Origin of the sequence: uncultured Streptococcus sp., from assembly GCF_963536705.1 — a bacterium.
Taxonomy (GTDB): Bacteria; Bacillota; Bacilli; order Lactobacillales; family Streptococcaceae; genus Streptococcus.
Window position 1 is genome coordinate 77119 of the sequence record NZ_CAUTAP010000010.1, and the last position, 20253, is coordinate 97371.

The window sequence follows — 20253 nt, forward strand, 5'->3', positions numbered from 1 at the left end:
AAGGAGTAAAAACTTGGCAGGACATGAAGTTCGATACGGTAAACACCGTACCCGTCGTAGTTTTTCAAGAATTAAGGAAGTTCTTGATTTACCAAATTTGATTGAAATCCAAACGGATTCGTTCCAAGATTTCTTGGATCATGGTCTGAAGGAAGTCTTTGAAGATGTACTTCCTATTTCAAACTTTACCGACACCATGGAATTGGAATTTGTCGGCTATGAAATCCGTGAGCCTAAATATACGCTGGAAGAAGCACGCATCCACGATGCCAGCTACTCAGCGCCAATCTTTGTGACTTTCCGTCTGATTAACAAGGAAACTGGTGAAATCAAGACTCAGGAAGTCTTCTTTGGTGATTTCCCAATCATGACTGAAATGGGAACCTTCATCATCAATGGTGGTGAGCGGATTATCGTATCCCAGTTGGTGCGGTCTCCAGGGGTTTACTTTAACGATAAAGTTGATAAAAATGGAAAAGTTGGCTACGGTTCAACGGTTATTCCTAACCGCGGTGCTTGGTTAGAGTTGGAAACAGACTCAAAAGACATTGCCTACACTCGTATTGACCGGACACGGAAGATTCCTTTTACCACTTTGGTGCGTGCGCTTGGTTTCTCAGGAGATGATGAGATCTTGGACATCTTTGGTGACAGCGACTTGGTTCGCAATACCATTGAAAAAGATATCCACAAGAACCCAATGGACTCTCGTACGGATGAAGCCCTGAAAGAAATCTATGAGCGTCTTCGTCCAGGCGAGCCTAAGACGGCTGAAAGTTCTCGTTCCCTTCTTGAAGCGCGTTTCTTTGATCCGTATCGTTATGACTTGGCAGCAGTTGGTCGTTACAAGATTAATAAAAAACTCAGCGTCAAGACACGCTTGCTGAACCAAACCATTGCAGAGCCATTGGTAGATGCTGAAACAGGAGAAATCTTGGTTGAAGCTGGTACAGTTATGACCCGCAGTGTCATTGACAGCATTGCAGAGCAGTTGGACAATGGTTTGAACAAAATCACTTATATTCCAAACGACTCAGCTGTTTTGACAGATCCTGTAGAATTGCAGAAGTTCAAGGTAGTGGCTCCGACTGACCCAGACCGCGTTGTGACCATCATTGGTAACGCAAATCCGTCTGACAAGGTTCGGATTGTAACGCCAGCTGATATCTTGGCTGAGATGAGCTACTTCCTCAACTTGGCTGAAGGTATCGGTCGTGTGGACGATATTGACCACTTGGGGAACCGTCGTATTCGTGCAGTTGGCGAGCTTTTGGCCAACCAAGTCCGTCTTGGACTTTCTCGGATGGAGCGTAATGTTCGCGAACGGATGAGTGTTCAAGACAATGAAGTACTAACTCCACAGCAAATCATTAATATCCGTCCAGTAACTGCAGCTATTAAAGAATTCTTTGGTTCTTCTCAGTTGTCTCAGTTCATGGATCAACACAATCCGCTGTCTGAGCTTTCTCACAAGCGTCGTCTGTCTGCCTTAGGACCTGGTGGTTTGACACGTGACCGTGCTGGTTATGAAGTGCGGGACGTGCACTATACTCACTACGGTCGTATGTGTCCGATTGAAACGCCTGAAGGACCAAACATCGGTTTGATTAATAACTTGTCTTCTTATGGACACCTTAACAAATACGGATTTATTCAAACGCCTTACCGTAAGGTAGACCGTGAAGCTGGTGTAGTAACCAACGAAATCGTTTGGCTGACAGCTGACGAGGAAGATGAATTTATCGTAGCGCAGGCCAACTCTAAGCTGAATGAAAAAGGCGGCTTTGCTGAGCCTATCGTTATGGGACGCCACCAAGGTAATAACCAAGAATTCCCATCAGACCAAGTAGACTACATGGATGTATCGCCTAAGCAGGTAGTTGCCGTAGCGACAGCATGTATTCCTTTCTTGGAAAATGACGACTCTAACCGTGCCCTCATGGGTGCCAACATGCAGCGTCAGGCTGTGCCTTTGATTGATCCAAAAGCACCTTATGTTGGTACTGGTATGGAATACCAGGCTGCCCACGACTCTGGTGCAGCGGTCATTGCCCAGCATGATGGTAAGGTTACCTATGCGGATGCAGACAAGGTTGAAGTCCGCCGTGAAGATGGTTCTCTTGATGTTTACCAAATTCAAAAATTCCGCCGTTCCAACTCAGGAACTGCTTACAACCAACGTACCTTGGTAAAAGTTGGCGATGTCGTTGAAAAAGGCGACTTTATCGCTGACGGACCTTCTATGGAAAATGGAGAAATGGCCCTGGGACAAAACCCAATCGTTGCCTACATGACATGGGAAGGTTACAACTTCGAGGATGCGGTTATCATGAGTGAGCGTCTGGTGAAAGACGATGTCTACACCTCAGTTCACTTGGAAGAATACGAATCAGAAACTCGCGACACCAAGCTTGGCCCTGAAGAAATTACCCGCGAAATTCCAAACGTAGGGGAAGATGCCCTACGCAATCTGGACGAAATGGGGATTATCCGCATTGGGGCGGAAGTCAAGGAAGGCGACATCTTAGTAGGTAAAGTTACCCCTAAGGGTGAAAAAGACCTTTCTGCTGAGGAACGTCTCTTGCACGCTATCTTCGGAGACAAGTCTCGTGAAGTCCGCGATACCTCTCTGCGTGTGCCACACGGTGCCGACGGAGTGGTTCGTGACGTGAAGATCTTTACCCGTGCTAATGGTGATGAGCTGCAATCTGGTGTTAATATGCTGGTTCGCGTCTACATCGCTCAAAAACGTAAGATCAAGGTCGGAGATAAGATGGCCGGTCGTCACGGAAACAAGGGGGTTGTATCCCGTATCGTTCCTGTGGAAGACATGCCTTACTTGCCAGACGGAACACCAGTTGATATCATGTTGAACCCACTCGGGGTACCATCTCGTATGAACATTGGTCAGGTTATGGAGCTCCACCTTGGTATGGCAGCGCGTAACTTGGGCATCCATATTGCGACACCAGTCTTTGATGGAGCAAGCTCAGAAGATCTCTGGGATACAGTGCGCGAAGCTGGTATGGATAGTGATGCTAAAACCATTCTCTACGATGGACGTACCGGTGAGCCATTTGACAACCGTGTATCTGTCGGTGTCATGTACATGATCAAGCTCCACCACATGGTAGATGACAAACTCCATGCCCGCTCAGTGGGTCCTTACTCAATGGTTACCCAACAGCCGCTCGGAGGTAAAGCTCAGTTTGGTGGACAACGTTTTGGTGAGATGGAAGTTTGGGCCTTGGAAGCTTACGGTGCTTCTAACGTTCTGCAAGAAATCCTGACTTACAAGTCAGATGATGTCAACGGACGTTTGAAGGCTTATGAAGCTATTACCAAAGGGAAACCAATTCCAAAACCAGGTGTGCCAGAATCCTTCCGCGTTCTTGTCAAAGAATTACAATCTCTTGGTCTGGACATGCGCGTTCTCGATGAAGATGACAATGAAGTAGAACTGCGTGATCTAGACGAAGGTGAGGATGATGACGTGATTCACGTTGATGATCTTGAAAAAGCGCGTGAAAAAGCAGCTCAAGAAGCGAAAGCAGCTTTTGAGGCTGAAGGAAAAGAATAAGAATACACACTGATTAGAAAATGAAGAAAGGTAAGAAATAGTGGTTGATGTAAATCGTTTTAAAAGTATGCAAATCACCCTAGCTTCTCCTAACAAGGTCCGTTCATGGTCTTATGGGGAAGTGAAGAAACCTGAAACAATCAATTACCGAACCCTGAAACCAGAACGCGAAGGCCTTTTTGACGAAGTGATCTTCGGTCCAACAAAGGACTGGGAATGTGCCTGTGGTAAGTACAAACGGATTCGTTACAAAGGAATTGTCTGTGACCGTTGTGGCGTTGAAGTAACCCGCGCCAAGGTTCGCCGTGAGCGCATGGGTCACATCGAACTGAAGGCTCCTGTTTCACATATTTGGTACTTTAAAGGAATTCCAAGCCGCATGGGGCTCACTTTGGATATGAGCCCACGTGCCTTGGAAGAAGTCATTTATTTTGCGGCTTATGTGGTGATTGATCCTAAGGATACACCGCTAGAGCATAAGTCCATCATGACGGAGCGTGAGTATCGTGAGCGTTTACGCGAGTACGGCGCAGGCTCATTTGTAGCCAAAATGGGAGCAGAAGCTATTCAAGACCTCTTGAAACAAGTGGACTTGGAAGCTGAGATTGCTGTCCTCAAAGAAGAATTGAAGACTGCTTCAGGTCAAAAACGGATCAAGGCTGTCCGTCGCTTGGATGTCTTGGATGCCTTCTACAAGTCTGGCAATAAGCCAGAATGGATGGTCCTCAACATCCTGCCGGTTATTCCGCCAGATTTGCGTCCAATGGTTCAGCTAGACGGTGGTCGTTTTGCGGCTTCTGACCTCAATGATCTCTATCGCCGAGTTATCAACCGGAACAACCGTTTGGCTCGTTTGCTTGAGCTGAATGCCCCTGGTATCATCGTTCAAAATGAGAAGCGGATGCTTCAAGAAGCGGTTGATGCTTTGATTGATAACGGTCGCCGCGGCCGTCCGATTACAGGACCAGGTAGCCGACCACTTAAATCATTGAGCCACATGCTTAAAGGAAAACAAGGGCGTTTCCGTCAAAACTTGCTGGGTAAACGGGTTGACTTCTCAGGTCGTTCCGTTATCGCCGTTGGTCCCACATTGAAAATGTATCAATGTGGGGTGCCGCGTGAAATGGCGATTGAGCTCTTCAAGCCATTTGTGATGCGGGAAATCGTTGCCCGTGATATTGTGCAGAACGTGAAAGCTGCCAAACGCTTGGTAGAACGTGGAGATGAGCGTATCTGGGATATTCTGGAAGAAGTGATCAAGGAGCACCCAGTGCTTCTTAACCGCGCACCGACCCTTCACCGTTTGGGAATTCAGGCTTTCGAGCCAGTTCTGATTGATGGTAAAGCTCTTCGTTTGCATCCGCTGGTTTGTGAAGCCTACAATGCCGACTTTGATGGTGACCAGATGGCTATCCACGTACCATTGTCAGAGGAAGCGCAAGCTGAAGCTCGTATCCTCATGCTGGCTGCTGAGCACATCTTGAATCCGAAAGATGGTAAGCCAGTTGTAACACCATCTCAGGATATGGTCTTGGGGAACTACTACCTGACCATGGAAGAGGCTGGTCGCGAAGGCGAAGGCATGATTTTCAAAGATATGGATGAGGCGGTCATGGCCTTCCGCAACGGCTATGTTCACTTGCATACTCGTGTTGGTATCGCAACCGACAGTCTTAATAAGCCTTGGACAGAAGACCAGAAGCATAAGATTTTAATTACTACTGTCGGTAAAATTCTCTTTAATGCGATTATGCCAGAGGAATTGCCTTATCTGCAAGAGCCAACCAATGCTAACTTGACAGAAGGTGTGCCAGCTAAGTACTTCTTGGAATCAGGGCAAGATATCAAGGAAGTCATTGAACAGCTTGAGATCAATGTTCCGTTTAAGAAGAAAAATCTTGGTAATATCATCGCAGAAATCTTTAAACGCTTCCGTACAACAGAAACATCTGCTCTTCTTGACCGCTTGAAGAACTTGGGTTATCACCATTCTACTTTGGCTGGTCTGACAGTTGGTATCGCTGATATCCCAGTTGTTGAAGACAAGGCTGAAATTATCGAAGAATCTCACAAACGTGTAGAGCAAATCACTAAACAATTCCGTCGTGGTATGATTACCGACGATGAGCGCTACAACGCAGTTACTGCTGAATGGCGTGCTGCTCGTGAGAAATTGGAAAAACGTCTGGTTGCCAACCAGGATCCGAAGAACCCTATCGTTATGATGATGGACTCTGGAGCCCGGGGTAACATCTCTAACTTCTCCCAGCTTGCCGGTATGCGTGGTCTGATGGCTGCGCCAAATGGACGTATCATGGAATTGCCAATCTTGTCTAACTTCCGTGAAGGCCTGTCTGTACTCGAAATGTTCTTCTCAACCCACGGTGCTCGTAAAGGTATGACCGATACGGCCCTTAAGACTGCCGACTCAGGTTACCTGACTCGTCGTCTGGTTGACGTTGCCCAAGATGTGATTATCCGTGAAGATGACTGTGGTACAGATCGTGGACTTCTTATCACTTCTATCACAGAAGGCAAGGAAATGATCGAGTCTCTGGAAGAGCGTCTCAATGGTCGTTACACTAAGAAAACAGTTAAACATCCAGAAACTGGTGCTGTCATTATTGGTCCAAATGAATTGATCACAGAAGATAAGGCACGTGAAATCGTTAATGCTGGTGTTGAAGAAGTGACAATCCGCTCCGTCTTCACATGTAACACCCGCCACGGTGTCTGCCGTCATTGTTACGGTATCAACTTGGCAACTGGTGATGCGGTTGAAGTCGGTGAAGCAGTCGGAACCATCGCTGCTCAATCTATCGGGGAACCTGGTACACAGCTGACCATGCGTACCTTCCACACGGGTGGTGTTGCCTCTAATACCGATATCACGCAAGGTCTCCCTCGTGTCCAAGAAATCTTTGAAGCCCGCAATCCGAAAGGGGAAGCGGTCATCACTGAAGTCAAGGGTGAAGTTACTGCTATCGAAGAAGATGCATCTACTCGTACCAAGAAGGTCTTTGTTAAAGGCCAAACTGGCGAAGGTGAATATGTGGTACCATTTACAGCCCGCATGAAGGTAGAAGTGGGCGACCAAGTTTCTCGTGGTGCAGCCTTGACTGAAGGTTCTATCCAGCCTAAGCACTTGCTGGCTGTCCGTGATGTCTTGTCTGTTGAAACTTACCTGCTTGCTGAAGTACAAAAAGTTTACCGCAGCCAAGGGGTAGAAATCGGCGACAAACACATTGAGGTAATGGTTCGTCAAATGATTCGCAAGGTGCGCGTCATGGATCCAGGAGATACAGATCTTCTTATGGGAACTCTCATGGATATTACAGACTTTACAGATGCTAACCGTGATGTGGTTATCTCAGGTGGTGTGCCTGCGACAGCTCGTCCAGTCCTCATGGGAATTACCAAAGCTTCCCTTGAAACTAACAGCTTCCTGTCTGCAGCTTCTTTCCAAGAAACAACTCGTGTCCTGACAGATGCTGCTATCCGTGGTAAGAAAGACCATCTGCTCGGACTCAAGGAAAATGTTATCATCGGTAAGATTATCCCAGCTGGTACTGGTATGGCCCGCTACCGCAATCTGGAGCCTCAGGCTGTCAATGAAGTTGAAATTATCGACGAAGTGACAGAACTGCCAGGTGGATTTGAAACTGAAGAAAATATTGTTCTTAAATAAAGAACTTTCCCTCCCGAAAATCGGGAGGGATTTTTTGTTGTAGCCGATAATTTCTTGCTAGCTACTAAATACCATCCTATAATATACTTAGAAAGTTGTTTTTAAGTTCTCCGTTATGGATAAACAACTATAGAAGAAACACTCGATATTTTCTATTTCAGTTTTTCTATGATGCAAGATGCCATATTTATTTTTAATCAGGGAGGTAGCTGGTTTTTTGTAGTATGATAGCGCTAGGTTATACTATTTTAAAAATCCTAAAATAGTAGGAGAGGCAGGTTTGAAATTTAAAAAAAGAGGAGGTTGGTTTTAATGGTAGTGGTCGAAGATTGTAGAGAACAGTAGCTGGCATTTATCTAGCCAGCTCATTCATGAAGGGAGGATTTTGAAATATAAAGAATAGAAAACAATTAGATTACAAATAGAATAATATTTTATTACAATGAATAAATATTAAAAAATATAGGCAAAAACCAAGAAATTCTGCATAAAACAGGACTTTAAGCCTATAAGTTCTTTCCTTTTTATTTATTTTTTTGAGAAAACCGAAAAATTTCAGTAATTTTAAGTTACAGTTAAGTTAAGAAAATTAAAATAATCTTAAATAAGTTACCAACATGTAAATTACTATTAAGAAAGTATAAAATAATAGTTCATGCTTTGATTATTGAAACGCTTGATGGTAAAATAACTAAGGTTACTTAAAACAAACATTTTTTAGTAAAAAGTTAATATAACAATGTTGATTTTTGGTGAGGAAAAATGAAGAAAATTAAGGTAATGGTTGTTTTTGGAACTCGTCCAGAAGCGATTAAGATGGCTCCGCTGGTTATTGAACTGAAGAAGCAGTCAGACTTGTTTGAAACAACAACAGTTGTGACTGCTCAGCATCGTCAGATGTTGGATCAGGTACTTGAGACTTTTAAGATTGAGCCTGATTATGATTTGGATATTATGGGGAAGAATCAAACCCTGACAGATATTACTGTCAAGATCTTGCATAAGCTAGATGATATCTTAAAGGAAAACAAGCCAGATATTATGCTGGTGCACGGTGATACGACAACGACTTTTGCGGCTAGTCTTGCAGCGTTTTATAATCAAGTTCGTATCGGCCACGTGGAAGCTGGCTTGCGGACTTGGAATAAATATTCTCCTTTCCCAGAAGAGATGAATCGTCAGATGACCGACTCTTTGACGGACTTGTATTTTGCGCCAACGGATCAGAGTAAGGCTAACTTGCTCAAGGAAAACCATCCAGCAGAAACAGTTTTTGTGACAGGAAATACAGCTATTGACGCTCTCAAGCTGACAGTCCAGGCTGATTATCAGCACGAGGTTCTTGACCGTATTAATCCAGCTCGCAAGATGATTTTGGTGACCATGCATCGCCGGGAAAATCAAGGTGAGCCGATGAGAAGGGTCTTTCGAACTCTACGGCAGATTGTAGATGCCCATGATGATGTGGAAATTGTCTATCCCGTTCACCTGAGTCCAGCGGTTCAGGAAGCGGCTAGAGAAATTCTGAGTGACAATGAGAAAATTCATCTGATTGAGCCTTTAGATGTGTTGGATTTCCATAATATCGCAGCTAAAAGCTACTTCATCATGTCAGACTCAGGCGGAGTACAAGAGGAAGCACCTTCCTTAGGTAAGCCTGTACTGGTACTTCGTGATACAACAGAGAGACCAGAAGGAGTTGAAGCCGGCACCTTGAAGCTGGTCGGTACAGAAACTCAAGCAGTAGCAGAGGCAATGGAAGCCCTGCTGACAGATGAGTCACTCTATCAGGAAATGGCCCAAGCCAGCAATCCGTATGGTGACGGTAAGGCTTCTGAGCGGATTGCTCAAGCAATAGCTCACTATTTTAAGCAGACAGCTAGGCCGGAAGAATTTAAGACAGGAGTAAAAAATGTTTAGGAAAAAAGGACTAGAAAAATCATTAGCAGTCTTTGTACTGACAATTGGACTAATTCTTTTCTACAGTTGGAATTTTGCAGCTAACATATTTTATATCGGAATCGCGCTGATTTTATTAGGTATTTTTAGTGTCTTTGTCCTATCCGATCTCTTGGTGACATGGGCTATGATTCTGGGTGTGGTTATCGCAACTCTGATCTTGCTCTTTGATGTAACCTACCTACCGGACAATCAAGTTCTCTTCTTGCTTTATGTCTTCCCTGTCAGCGCTTGGCTGACCAGTCGAGTGAATTTCTATCTTCATCAGCGCTTAGGATTAGTGCAGGATGATAGCGAAGATGCTGCTGAGGCCTATGAAGAAATGGTTCAGAAAGTAAATCAGAAACAAGCTCCAGCCTTTCAGGCCTTGTTGGTCCATTGGGCGCACAATCATCATTTTTATCAAATTCACTCTCGGGAGTACAAGCGGATGCTCAAGAGAATTTTACGACTGCTTAACTGGGACTTCCAGAATGTAGAAACAGTTTACTATGTATCCAATGGTAACTTTCTCGTTCTGGTAGAAGATCTGGATCAGGAAGTCAAGGAATATTTCCAGGAGAAAGTGCGTGAAGATTTAACGATGATGCACTTTGAGAATAAGAAAACTGACCAAAAAATTCAGTTTCAGTCCGGCAGTTTAAAACTGAACGCTCAAAATATTGACAAATTCCATAATTTCGATGACGCTTTGAGCAATCTGGAGCGTCAGCTTGAAACCGACATTATCGTAGAATACTAGGAGGTAAACACATGTCTTTAACAGAAGTATTTTTTATCATCTCTATGGTGCTAAGTATCTTTTTTGCTATTAGCTTTTTGGTCCTCTTCATTTATTATCTGGTTATTTACAATCGGGTCAATAAAAATTTTAGGGCGGTGACTCGTCATGATTAGTCAACTTATTATGATTGTCACTCTGTTCTCCATCTGGATGTCTCTGGCTTGGGCTTTGGTTATTCTATGCTCTTCCGTGCATTTCTGGATGAAACGCAGTGACTTCAACGTGGATACCAGCCCATTGGAACATTATCCTATGGTTACTGTCGTTGTCCCAGCTCACAATGAAGATGTGGTTATCGCTCAGACAACTAAGGCCATTCTGGACTTGGACTATCCTCATGACCGAGTGGAAGTTCTGCTCTTTGCGGACAACTGCTCGGATGACACTTATCAGGAAATGCTGAAAGTTCAGGCTATGCCTGAGTACGCTGGACGCAATATTACAATTACAGACCGTACTGGTACGGGAGGTAAGGCAGGGGTGCTGAATGACGCCCTGAAGATGGCCAAGGGTGAATATATCTGTGTCTATGATGCGGATGCTATGCCAGAAAAGAATGCTCTTTACTTCCTAGTCAAGAAAGTTTTGGAAGATCCAGAACGCCACGTTGCTTCTTTCGGACGCAACAAGACTCGGAATGCCAATCAGAACTTCCTGACACGTTGTATCAACCAAGAAATCGTTGTAACTCAGCGTGTTTACCACGTAGGTATGTGGCACCTCTTTAAGATTGGGCGGATTCCAGGTACGAACTTCTTGATTAACACTGAGTTTGTTAAGAGTATCGGTGGTTGGAAAAATGGTGCCTTGACAGAGGATACGGAAATTTCCTTTAAGATTATGCAGAGCGGCAAGCTGATTGCTTTGGCTTATAACTCAGAGGCCTTCCAACAAGAGCCAGAAACCCTCAAGTCCTACTACATGCAGCGTAAGCGCTGGGCTAAGGGGAATTACGAGGTAGTTCTTGCCAACTTCAAACATCTTTTTAGTGGCGGTAACTGGCGCGTGAAACTGGAAGTGTTCAATTATTCTTGTATCTTCTTCTGGTTTAATTTGGCAATTGTCTTATCTGACTTGGTTTTCTTTGCTAACGTAGCCGCAATGATTACCCAGCTCTTTGTACCGGATGTGCGGATTCCTTTCGCTTTTGATGCTCAGAATATCTATATCGTCCAGCTGATGCTTTTTAACTGGCTTCTGATGATTTTGCTTTATCTTTTGCAGATCAATATCGCCCTGGCTTCTCAGTTTGGACAGGCGACCACCAAACAGATTTGGCTGGCCCTTGTGTCCTATTTGACTTACTCTCAGCTCTTTATCGTTGTTTCTTTAGATGCAGTAGGATCTGTTATCTTGGACAAGATTTTGAAGCGGAAAGAAACCAAGTGGGTTAAAACAAAACGATTTGCAGGTTAGGAGAAAGTGTGAAAAGAACAAGATTAAGATTTATTTGGTTTGTGACAATTCTGGCTGTTTTGGCTGCTATCCTGTTGTACACCCGCATGGGCAGTACTCCTAATATCAAAAAGAAGATATACAGCCAATGGTCTAAAGAATATGTCGTAACCAAGGACAAATTGTCTTATATCAGGACGACAAACAGTAAGACTGAAGATGTTGTGCTGTCTGAGGCACAGGGTTATGGCATGGTGATTGCTGTGGATGCAGCTAAGCAAGGCGATGCCAGTTCGGCTGATTTTGAAAAGCTCTACCAATATTATCTAGCTCATCGTCTGAAAGATACCCAGCTCATGTCTTGGAAACAGACGATTAAGGATGGTAAGAGCAATCATGAAGACGAAAACAATGCTACAGACGGCGATCTCTACATTGCTTATGCTTTGATTCAGGCGGCTAAACAGTGGCCGGACAAGGCTAAAGAATACCAAGATCAGGCTCAGGCTATTCTGAAAGATGTCTTGGCATATAACTATAATGAAAGCAACGGCGTTTTGACGGTTGGGAACTGGGCAAATGCAGAATCGAAATTTTATAATCTCATGCGGACTTCTGATACATTGCCGCAGCAGTTCCAAGCTTTCTATGAGCTGACAAAGGATAAGCAGTGGCTGACAATCCGAGATAACATGCTCAGCAAACTTGAAGCAATCAGCGCTGATAATAAGACTGGTTTGATACCAGACTTTATCTGGGTTGAAGGCGACAAAATTCGGGCAGCTGATGCTGATACGGTTGAGTCTGCAAATGATGGCTATTATTCTTATAATGCCTGCCGACTTCCTTACAACCTGGCTCAAAGCAAAGATGAAAAAAGTCAAAAAATGCTGAAGAAGATGTTAAACTTCTTCCTCAGTCAAGAAAAGATCTATGCGGGCTACACTCTGAAAGGGAAGGCTCTCAATAGTAATCAGGCTGGCAGCTTTACCGCTCCAGTATTCTATGCGGCGAATAAAAATATGGAATTCCGCAAATTGGTGCAGCAGAATAAATATCTCTTCATGCAAGGTTTGCCGTCAGATAATTACTATGACGCAGCTGTGACAACGATGATTGCTTTAGAAACTTTATAATGCAGAAACAAACAAGATGAAAATTTTGCTTAAGATCATGCAGACAATAGGGTGGGACAAAATGACATTTGTCTCACCTTTTTTGAAGAAAAAGATTGAGATTTATTTCAGAAATTGTCAAAATAGAAAGCTTGTATTTATGCTAAATCAGGACTTATCCAGTTTCTAGATGTTGAGAAACCTGTCGTATGTGTAAATGGACCAACACTATTTGTTCGCATGGTTAAGAATACTATCCGTGATGTTAATCTTCATATTATGAAGAGTGATGTGCTTGTCTCCGTTCCAATAAAGTTCTTGTTTTCTGATTTTGAGCAAAATAGTTTTGTTCGTCAAAGAATTCATATATAATATACGGTACAAAGAGAGGACGAGTATGTATTGTGTAATTGAGATGTACGGGGACTATGAACCGTGGTGGTTCCTAGATGGCTGGGAAGATGATATCGTTGCAAAGAAGCAGTTTGATGATTATTATGAAGCCCTTAAGTATTATAAAAGCCGCTGGCTGCAAATGGAAGAGCAGTCACCTTTGTATAAGAGCCGCAGTGATTTAATGACAATTTTTTGGGATCCGGAGGATCAGCGCTGGTGCGAGGAGTGTGATGAGAATGTTCAGCAGTACCACTCGCTGTTTTTGCTGGAGAATGACTGCCAGATTCCTAAGAGTAAGTACCGGCCAGGCTATACTAAGCAGAACGGCCTTGAAAAGCATCGAGCTTGCTCAGTCAAACTAAAAACCACTAAGCCTCTTTAAATCGACAGAATATATTTTGCAAATCTGATATTAGAGCAGCAGAAGAGACCTAACTTGTTAGAAGTTAAGTTTTTTCCGCTGTTTTTTTCTTTTTCTGGATTTTTTGCGAATAGTAAGGTGAGGAGGATGTATGGTTCAAGAAATTGCAAAAGAAATGATCAGGCAGGCTCGGCAAGAAGGGGCGCAGGATATTTACCTCATTCCTAAGACTACTTGCTATGAGCTTTATATGAGAATCGGTGATGACCGCCGCTTTATAAAGACTTATGATTTTGAGCTTCTGTCAGCGGTTATTAGCCACTTTAAGTTTGTCGCAGGTATGAATGTTGGAGAGAAGCGCCGCAGTCAGCTGGGGTCTTGCGATTATGACTGTGGGGAAGCCAAGGTTTCAATTCGACTGTCGACAGTTGGGGATTACCGTGGTTTTGAAAGTCTGGTCATCCGACTCCTTCATGACGAAGACAGGGAGCTGCGCTTTTGGTTTGAGCAATTGCCGGAGCTGCGAAAGAAAATTCAGGCTCGCGGTCTCTATCTTTTCTCGGGTCCGGTCGGCAGCGGCAAGACGACCTTGATGTATCATTTGGCTCAGCTCAAATTTTTTGGCCAGCAGGTTATGTCGATTGAAGATCCGGTTGAGATTAAGCAAGAGGCTATGCTGCAGCTGCAGCTAAACGAAACCATTGGCATGACTTATGACAGTCTGATTAAGCTGTCTCTGCGACATCGTCCTGATCTCTTGATTATCGGGGAAATCCGTGATCGAGAGACAGCTAGAGCAGTGGTTCGGGCAAGTCTAACTGGGGCCACGGTCTTTTCAACAATTCATGCCAAGAGTGTTCGCGGTGTCTATGAGCGGCTTTTGGAATTAGGCGTTAGTGAGGACGAGCTAAGAATGGTGCTTCAAGGTGTTTGTTACCAGCGTTTAATTGGGGGAGGAGGTGTCGTTGATTTTGTCAGTCAAAACTATCAAGAGCACGAAGCCGCAGTCTGGAATCAGCAGATTGATCAGCTTTTTGCAGAAGGACATATCAGTGCTGAGCAAAAGCAGACCGAAAAAATTATCTACGCCTAAGCAGAAAAAGATTATTGAGCTCTTTCATAATCTCTTCAGCAGCGGTTTTCACCTAGCAGAGATTGTAGACTTTCTGAGGCGAAGTGCCTTGCTGGAGGAGGTATATGTCACTGAAATGCGGGCAGGCTTGTCAGCTGGTCAGTCCTTTTCAGAGATTGTCAGTCGACTGGGATTTTCCGACAGTGTTGTAACCCAGCTGTCCTTATCTGAGCTGCATGGCAATTTGACTCTAAGTCTGGGAAAAATTGAGGTCTATCTGGAAAATCTATCCAAGGTTAAGAAAAAATTGATAGAGGTAGGAACCTATCCTCTCATGCTGCTGGGCTTTTTGGTCCTTATCATGCTGGGATTGCGCAACTATCTTCTGCCTCAATTGGACAGCCAGAATCTAGCTACTCAGCTGATTAATCACCTGCCTCAGATCTTTTTGTGGAGCAGCCTTGCTTTAGTTGTCTTGGTTTCAGTGGCTCTCTTTTACTATCGAAAGTCATCCAAGATTCGTTTTTTCAGCAAACTAGCAGCTCTGCCCTTTTTTGGACATTTGGTACAGGCTTACTTGACCGCTTATTATGCTCGTGAATGGGGAAATATGATTGGCCAGGGCTTGGAACTGAGTCAGATTTTTGCGATTATGCAGGAGCAACCTTCCCAGCTCTTTAAAGAAATCGGAGCAGACATGGCTGCTGCATTACAAGGTGGTCAGGGATATGCGGACAAGGTGGCGAGCTATCCTTTCTTTAAAAAGGAATTGTCCTTGATGATTGAGTACGGCGAGGTTAAGTCCAAGCTGGGGAGTGAACTGGAAGTCTATGCTGAAAAGACTTGGGAGGAATTTTTCCTACGTATCAACCGAGCCATGAATTTCATTCAGCCCCTAGTATTTATTTTTGTTGCCTTAGTGATTGTTTTACTTTATGCGGCAATGCTCTTGCCCATTTATCAGAATATGGAGGTTCATTTGTAATGAAAAAACTTAATACCTTAAAAGTTCAAGCGTTCACCCTTGTGGAAATGCTGATTGTCTTGCTGGTTATCAGCGTGCTCTTGCTGCTCTTTGTACCTAATCTGACAAAGCAAAAAGATGCTGTTTCAGATACAGGAACTGCAGCGGTGGTCAAGGTGGTAGAAAGCCAGGCGGAGCTGTATGAGCTCAAGAATACCAATGAAAAGGCTAGCTTAAGCAAGCTAGTCAGCGCAGGAAATATCAGTCAGAAGCAGGCAGATTCTTATAAGGCTTACTATGGAAAACACAGTGGCGAAACTCAAGCTGTTGCCAATTAAGGCTTTTACACTGCTGGAAAGTCTCCTGGTTCTTTTTGTTGTTAGTTTTCTCTTACTGGGCTTGTCAGGCTCGGTAAGGGCTGGCTTCAATCAGGTTCAAGAGCAACTCTTCTTTTTAGAGTTTGAGAGGCTCTATCAGGAGACGCAGAGGCTAAGTCTAGCCGGCCATGAGAAACTGTCTCTGAAGATTTCAGGCCGGCAGATTTCCAATGGCTATCAAGAGCTGGATTTTCCGCAAACTCTGCAGAATCATGAGCAGCAGGTCATTCAGTTTGACCGGGCCGGCGGGAACTCATCGCTCAGCAAGATTATTTTTCAGACGGAGGACAGGACAGTTGTTTACCAGCTTTATATGGGCAATGGCAAGTTTAAAAAGACGACAGCTTCAAGCTAGCATTCTGCTGGAAGCTCTAGTGGCCATGGCAGTTTTTGCGGCTATTGCCAGTTTGCTTTTGGGACAGATTAGTCAGTCTCGTAAGGAGCAGCGGGTTCTTCTGCAGCAGGAAGAGGTGCTTCGGGTGGCTCGCATGGCTCTGCAGACAGGGCAAGAAGAGCTTCGTATCAACGGAATTACCGTACGTCAGCTTAAGACAGATAAGCAGCTTCTAGTCTATCACGAAGGGGAGGTAGTCATCCGTGTCCAAAAACCTTAAAGTCAAGGCCTTTACTCTCTTAGAGACCTTAGTAGCCTTACTGGTCCTTAGTGGTGGAATACTGGTCTTTCAGGCCATGACCCAGCTCTTATCTTCAGAATTGCATCAGCAGGAGAATAATCAGCAGCAAGAGTGGCTTTTGTTTGCCGACCAACTGGAGACAGAGCTTTCGCGAAGTCAATTTGATAAGGTTGAAGATAACAAAATCTACATCAGACAAGATGGCAGGGACTTGGCCTTGGGGAAATCCAAGGGAGATGATTTCCGTAAAACAGATAAGAGTGGTCGCGGCTACCAGCCCATGATTTATGGTTTAGAAGCAGCTGACGTTCGTCAGGAAGGTAAGCTTGTCCATCTTCATTTTCGCTTTGAAAAAGGCTTAGAGAGGGAGTTCGTCTATCGTGTGGAAGAAGAAAGTTGAGGCTGGTATTTTACTGTATGTGCTGCTGATGGCTGCAGTCTTTAGCCTGCTCCTGCAGTTTTATCTCAACCGTCAAGTCAGCAGTCAGCGTTTGCAGCTTTTCAACAGGGAAAGGACGGAAGCCTATGCAATGGCGGTTCTGACAAAAGCTACAGCCAAGGATGATAGCGGTGAGATGGAGTTTGAGCAGGGCAAGGCAGTCTACCGTAAGAAAGGGAAGGAACTGGAAATCAGCAGTCAGTTCAGCAGCGGGCATTCCTATTCTTTTACTTTTAGTACTTCTAAGAAAGATGAGGATAAAGCAAAGGAAGACAAGAAAGCAACTGACAAAAAAGAGAAAGCGATTTCGGACGAAGCTGGTAAGTCGGACTAATATAACTGTAAAATCTTTGTAATTTTATATATCTTGGAATGGGGCCTTATTTTTGGTATGATAGGATAAACGGAGGATTCCATGAATTTTGAAAAGATAGAACAAGCTTATACTCTGATTCTCGAAAACGTCCAGAATATCCAAAACGCTCTGGCGACCAATTTTTACGATGCTCTGATTGAGCAGAACGGCATTTACCTAGATGGGGATACTGATTTACAAGAAGTTCTGACCAACGATGAAAAAATCCGTGCTCTGCATTTGACCAAAGAAGAATGGCGGAGAGCCTATCAGTTTATTCTGATGAAGGCTGCCCAGACGGAGCCCATGCAGGTCAATCATCAGTTCACTCCTGATACAATTGGTTTTCTGATTACTTTCTTATTGGATCAGCTAGCTCACGGAGAGGAAGCTGATGTATTAGAAATCGGCAGTGGAACTGGAAATTTGGCTGAGACTATTCTCAATCATACCCAAAAGAAGATTGACTATCTGGGTCTGGAACTAGATGATTTATTAATTGACCTTTCTGCCAGTATTGCGGAGGTTACGAACTCTAAGGCTCACTTTGCTCAGGGGGATGCAGTTCGGCCTCAGGTTCTGAAAGAGAGTGATATCATTATCAGTGATTTACCGGTCGGTTATTATCCAGACGACAGTATCGCCTCCCGCTATGAAGTGGCTAGTCCGGATGAGCACACTTATGCCCATCATCTTCTAATGGAACAGTCGCTTAAATATCTGAAACCGGGAGGCTATGCTATATTTCTGGCGCCGAATGACCTCTTGACCAGTGCTCAAGCTCCCCTACTGAAAAAATGGCTCCTAGCCAAAGCTCAGTTCATCGCGATGATAACCTTGCCAGAGTCTATTTTCTCAAGCAGCAAGCATGCCAAAACTCTTTTTGTCTTGAGGAAACAGGAAGCGAATAATATTCAGCCTTTTATCTATCCTCTGCGGGATTTGCAGGACCATGAAGAAATGTTTAAATTCCGTCAAAGTTTTCAAAACTGGTACAAAGATAGTGAAATTCAAACAAAATTTTGATATAATAATTTTGAAAACGCTTAAAGAGGTGAAGAAATGTCGAAAACAATTTCTATTAATGCAGGAAGCTCAAGCTTAAAATGGCAACTCTACTTGATGCCGGAAGAAAAGGTCTTGGCTAAGGGCTTGCTGGAACGGATTGGTCTCAAGGATTCTATTTCAACAGTGAAATTTGATGGTCGTTCAGAAAAGCAGGTTCTTGATATTGCAGATCACACGCAGGCCGTAAAAATTTTGCTGGATGATTTGAAACGCTTTAATATCATTGAATCTTATGATGAAATTACCGGTGTGGGCCATCGTGTTGTGGCTGGCGGTGAACACTTTAAGGATTCAGCCCTCGTTGATGAAGAAGTGATTCAAAAGGTAGAGGAGCTGTCTCTTCTAGCTCCATTGCATAATCCAGCCAATGCTGCAGGCATCCGTGCTTTTAGAGAAATTCTGCCAGACATCACTAGCGTGGTAGTCTTTGACACCTCTTTCCATACAACTATGCCGGAAAAAGCTTATCGCTATCCGATTCCGACTAAATATTACACTGAAAGCAAGGTCCGCAAGTACGGAGCTCACGGTACCAGCCATGAGTATGTAGCCAAGGAAGCTGCTAAAATTTTGGGACGTCCGATTGAAGAACTCAAACTTATTACTTGCCATATCGGTAACGGAGCTTCTATCACAGCAGTTGACAAGGGCGTTTCTGTAGATACCTCTATGGGGTTCACACCACTTGGCGGTGTCATGATGGGAACGCGTACAGGGGATATCGACCCAGCCATCATTCCTTACCTGATGCAATACACAGACGACTTTAATACTCCAGAAGATATTAGTCGCGTCCTGAACCGTGAGTCTGGCCTGCTGGGAGTTTCTGAGAAGTCTAGTGATATGCGCGATATTCATGAGGCGATGCGGGCAGGTGATGCCAAGGCTCAATTAGCCAACGATATTTTTGTCGATCGGATTCAAAAATATATTGGTCAGTATCTTGCTGTTTTGAATGGAGCTGATGCTATCATCTTTACCGCAGGAATTGGTGAAAATTCTGTGACCATTCGTGAACTGGTTATTAATGGTATTTCTTGGTTTGGCTGTAACGTAGACCCAGAAAAGAATGTGCGTGGTGCAGAAGGCGTGATTTCCAGTCCTGATGCCAAGGTCAAAGTCTTGGTTATCCCGACTGACGAAGAATTGGTCATCGCCCGTGATGTTGAACGTTTCAAAAATCAATAAAACAAAAAATCCAAAAGCTCAGTTTGACTGGGCTTTTTGTATGTTTTAAGAAAGGATTTTCTTGGTTGCTGACCTTGGAAAAACTGAGCGATTCGTTCTCATAGTCACTATCAGTATTGGCTCTCAATACGTGATATATAAAATGCTTGCAGTTAAGAATTGTCTATACAAAATAAGAAAATTGAGCTATACTAGGAAGGAAAAGGAGGAAGATATGAAAGCAATTCTAAAAAAATTAGAGTACATCCTACTGACTTTGTTTGTCTTATTTCTCAGCCAGATACCATTTATATTTATCCGACAGATGACTGCTTCTGAAAAGAGTTTTTCAGCTGGACAGACTATCTTTGTGCTGGTTGTATATCTTTTGATTATCTTTTTTGTTCTGAGAATGGCTAAGCAAGAAGAACTGCTGAGCCTTGACTTTAGCTTCTTCAAATGGTCTTCGTTTGGCTGGTTAGCTGTTTCTAATGTTGTCATGATTGGCGTCAACATGCTGGGAGCAATTATCATGCTGCTGGAAGGCCAGGCTATTTCCACTGCCAATCAGGATGCCTTGAATGCTTTATTTCAGCATGTACCCAAGATTTTATTAGTGGTAGGTGCCGTGATTCAGGCTCCTATTTTGGAAGAGGTGGTCTTTCGTGGCTTGATTCCTCAGAAGATTTTTACCAAGCATTATGTTTGGGGATTGGTTGTAGGAGTCATTCTTTTCGGTCTTTTTCATGGCCCGACCAATATCGGCAGTTTTGTTATATATGCAGGTATGGGTGCTGTTTTAGCTGCGGTTGCTTATATATTTAAGCGTTTGGAAATGTCTATTTTGGCACACATGTTGAGAAATGGAGTTGCAGTACTCATCATGATACTGACAGGT

The 20253-nt window shown here is 43.9% G+C and carries 18 protein-coding genes; all 18 read left to right on the forward strand.

The annotated features are described in order from the left end of the window. Positions 1-13 precede the first annotated feature (13 nt). On the forward strand, positions 14-3580 hold the full coding sequence (gene rpoB / locus RWX26_RS07150; RefSeq protein ID WP_314580370.1) for a DNA-directed RNA polymerase subunit beta: 3567 nt from the start codon (positions 14-16) through the stop codon (positions 3578-3580). 40 nt (positions 3581-3620) lie between these two features. Further along, a complete protein-coding gene (rpoC, locus tag RWX26_RS07155; protein ID WP_268681576.1) occupies positions 3621-7268 on the forward strand; it encodes a DNA-directed RNA polymerase subunit beta' in 3648 nt (1215 codons plus the stop codon). Between the two features lie 762 nt (positions 7269-8030). Continuing rightward, a complete protein-coding gene (gene wecB, locus RWX26_RS07160; protein WP_124765839.1) occupies positions 8031-9188 on the forward strand; it encodes a non-hydrolyzing UDP-N-acetylglucosamine 2-epimerase in 1158 nt (385 codons plus the stop codon). Further along, the gene (locus RWX26_RS07165) at positions 9181-9969 is read left to right on the forward strand and encodes a hypothetical protein (protein WP_002903501.1); all 789 of its coding nucleotides are present in this window, start codon (positions 9181-9183) and stop codon (positions 9967-9969) included. Before wecB ends, RWX26_RS07165 begins: the two co-directional genes overlap by 8 nt. Before the next feature lie 11 nt (positions 9970-9980). Continuing rightward, a complete protein-coding gene (locus RWX26_RS07170; RefSeq protein ID WP_002896778.1) occupies positions 9981-10124 on the forward strand; it encodes a hypothetical protein in 144 nt (47 codons plus the stop codon). Next, positions 10117-11427 (forward strand): glycosyltransferase, encoded by a 1311-nt coding sequence (locus RWX26_RS07175; protein ID WP_002896777.1) that lies wholly within the window; start codon positions 10117-10119, stop codon positions 11425-11427. Before RWX26_RS07170 ends, RWX26_RS07175 begins: the two co-directional genes overlap by 8 nt. Before the next feature lie 8 nt (positions 11428-11435). Then, complete coding sequence (locus RWX26_RS07180) at positions 11436-12542, forward strand: glycosyl hydrolase family 8 (protein WP_314580378.1); 1107 nt, start codon at positions 11436-11438, stop codon at positions 12540-12542. Positions 12543-12918: 376 nt separating this feature from the next. Next, positions 12919-13299: a DUF1033 family protein gene (locus RWX26_RS07185; protein WP_002911060.1), complete on the forward strand. Its 381-nt coding sequence runs from the start codon at positions 12919-12921 to the stop codon at positions 13297-13299. 130 nt (positions 13300-13429) lie between these two features. After that, positions 13430-14371: a competence type IV pilus ATPase ComGA gene (gene comGA, locus RWX26_RS07190; RefSeq protein WP_314580380.1), complete on the forward strand. Its 942-nt coding sequence runs from the start codon at positions 13430-13432 to the stop codon at positions 14369-14371. Then, a complete protein-coding gene (gene comGB / locus RWX26_RS07195; protein WP_314580399.1) occupies positions 14301-15335 on the forward strand; it encodes a competence type IV pilus assembly protein ComGB in 1035 nt (344 codons plus the stop codon). Before comGA ends, comGB begins: the two co-directional genes overlap by 71 nt. Continuing rightward, positions 15335-15652, forward strand: a complete 318-nt coding sequence (gene comGC / locus RWX26_RS07200; RefSeq protein ID WP_002896769.1) for a competence type IV pilus major pilin ComGC — start codon at positions 15335-15337, stop codon at positions 15650-15652. The genes comGB and comGC overlap by 1 nt, the downstream gene beginning before the upstream one ends. Further along, positions 15612-16046 (forward strand): competence type IV pilus minor pilin ComGD, encoded by a 435-nt coding sequence (gene comGD, locus RWX26_RS07205; RefSeq protein ID WP_314580382.1) that lies wholly within the window; start codon positions 15612-15614, stop codon positions 16044-16046. Before comGC ends, comGD begins: the two co-directional genes overlap by 41 nt. Continuing rightward, positions 16012-16305, forward strand: coding sequence for a competence type IV pilus minor pilin ComGE (gene comGE / locus RWX26_RS07210; RefSeq protein WP_268687068.1), 294 nt, complete (start codon positions 16012-16014; stop codon positions 16303-16305). Before comGD ends, comGE begins: the two co-directional genes overlap by 35 nt. Then, positions 16289-16726, forward strand: a complete 438-nt coding sequence (gene comGF, locus RWX26_RS07215; protein WP_268687067.1) for a competence type IV pilus minor pilin ComGF — start codon at positions 16289-16291, stop codon at positions 16724-16726. Before comGE ends, comGF begins: the two co-directional genes overlap by 17 nt. Further along, entirely contained in the window at positions 16707-17099 is a 393-nt protein-coding gene (gene comGG, locus RWX26_RS07220; protein ID WP_314580387.1) for a competence type IV pilus minor pilin ComGG, read from the forward strand. Before comGF ends, comGG begins: the two co-directional genes overlap by 20 nt. 81 nt (positions 17100-17180) lie before the next feature. Beyond that, on the forward strand, positions 17181-18146 hold the full coding sequence (locus RWX26_RS07225; protein ID WP_314580388.1) for a class I SAM-dependent methyltransferase: 966 nt from the start codon (positions 17181-17183) through the stop codon (positions 18144-18146). A gap of 36 nt (positions 18147-18182) precedes the next feature. After that, positions 18183-19376 carry an acetate kinase gene (locus RWX26_RS07230; RefSeq protein WP_314580390.1) on the forward strand — a complete coding sequence of 398 codons (1194 nt, stop codon included), beginning with the start codon at positions 18183-18185 and terminating at the stop codon, positions 19374-19376. A gap of 142 nt (positions 19377-19518) precedes the next feature. Then, the coding region (locus RWX26_RS07235) for a type II CAAX endopeptidase family protein (protein ID WP_314580392.1) at positions 19519-20253 on the forward strand (735 nt) is incomplete at its 3' end.

Excerpts from the sequence above, each read along its gene's own strand:
- wecB (WP_124765839.1), top strand. The coding sequence starts at position 8,031 with ATGAAGAAAATTAAGGTAATGGTTGTTTTTGGAACTCGTCCAGAAGCG.
- RWX26_RS07165 (WP_002903501.1), top strand. The coding sequence starts at position 9,181 with ATGTTTAGGAAAAAAGGACTAGAAAAATCATTAGCAGTCTTTGTACTG.
- RWX26_RS07170 (WP_002896778.1), top strand. The coding sequence starts at position 9,981 with ATGTCTTTAACAGAAGTATTTTTTATCATCTCTATGGTGCTAAGTATC.
- RWX26_RS07175 (WP_002896777.1), top strand. The coding sequence starts at position 10,117 with ATGATTAGTCAACTTATTATGATTGTCACTCTGTTCTCCATCTGGATG.
- RWX26_RS07185 (WP_002911060.1), top strand. The coding sequence starts at position 12,919 with ATGTATTGTGTAATTGAGATGTACGGGGACTATGAACCGTGGTGGTTC.
- comGA (WP_314580380.1), top strand. The coding sequence starts at position 13,430 with ATGGTTCAAGAAATTGCAAAAGAAATGATCAGGCAGGCTCGGCAAGAA.
- comGC (WP_002896769.1), top strand. The coding sequence starts at position 15,335 with ATGAAAAAACTTAATACCTTAAAAGTTCAAGCGTTCACCCTTGTGGAA.
- comGD (WP_314580382.1), top strand. The coding sequence starts at position 15,612 with ATGGAAAACACAGTGGCGAAACTCAAGCTGTTGCCAATTAAGGCTTTT.
- comGE (WP_268687068.1), top strand. The coding sequence starts at position 16,012 with ATGGCAAGTTTAAAAAGACGACAGCTTCAAGCTAGCATTCTGCTGGAA.
- RWX26_RS07225 (WP_314580388.1), top strand. The coding sequence starts at position 17,181 with ATGAATTTTGAAAAGATAGAACAAGCTTATACTCTGATTCTCGAAAAC.
- RWX26_RS07230 (WP_314580390.1), top strand. The coding sequence starts at position 18,183 with ATGTCGAAAACAATTTCTATTAATGCAGGAAGCTCAAGCTTAAAATGG.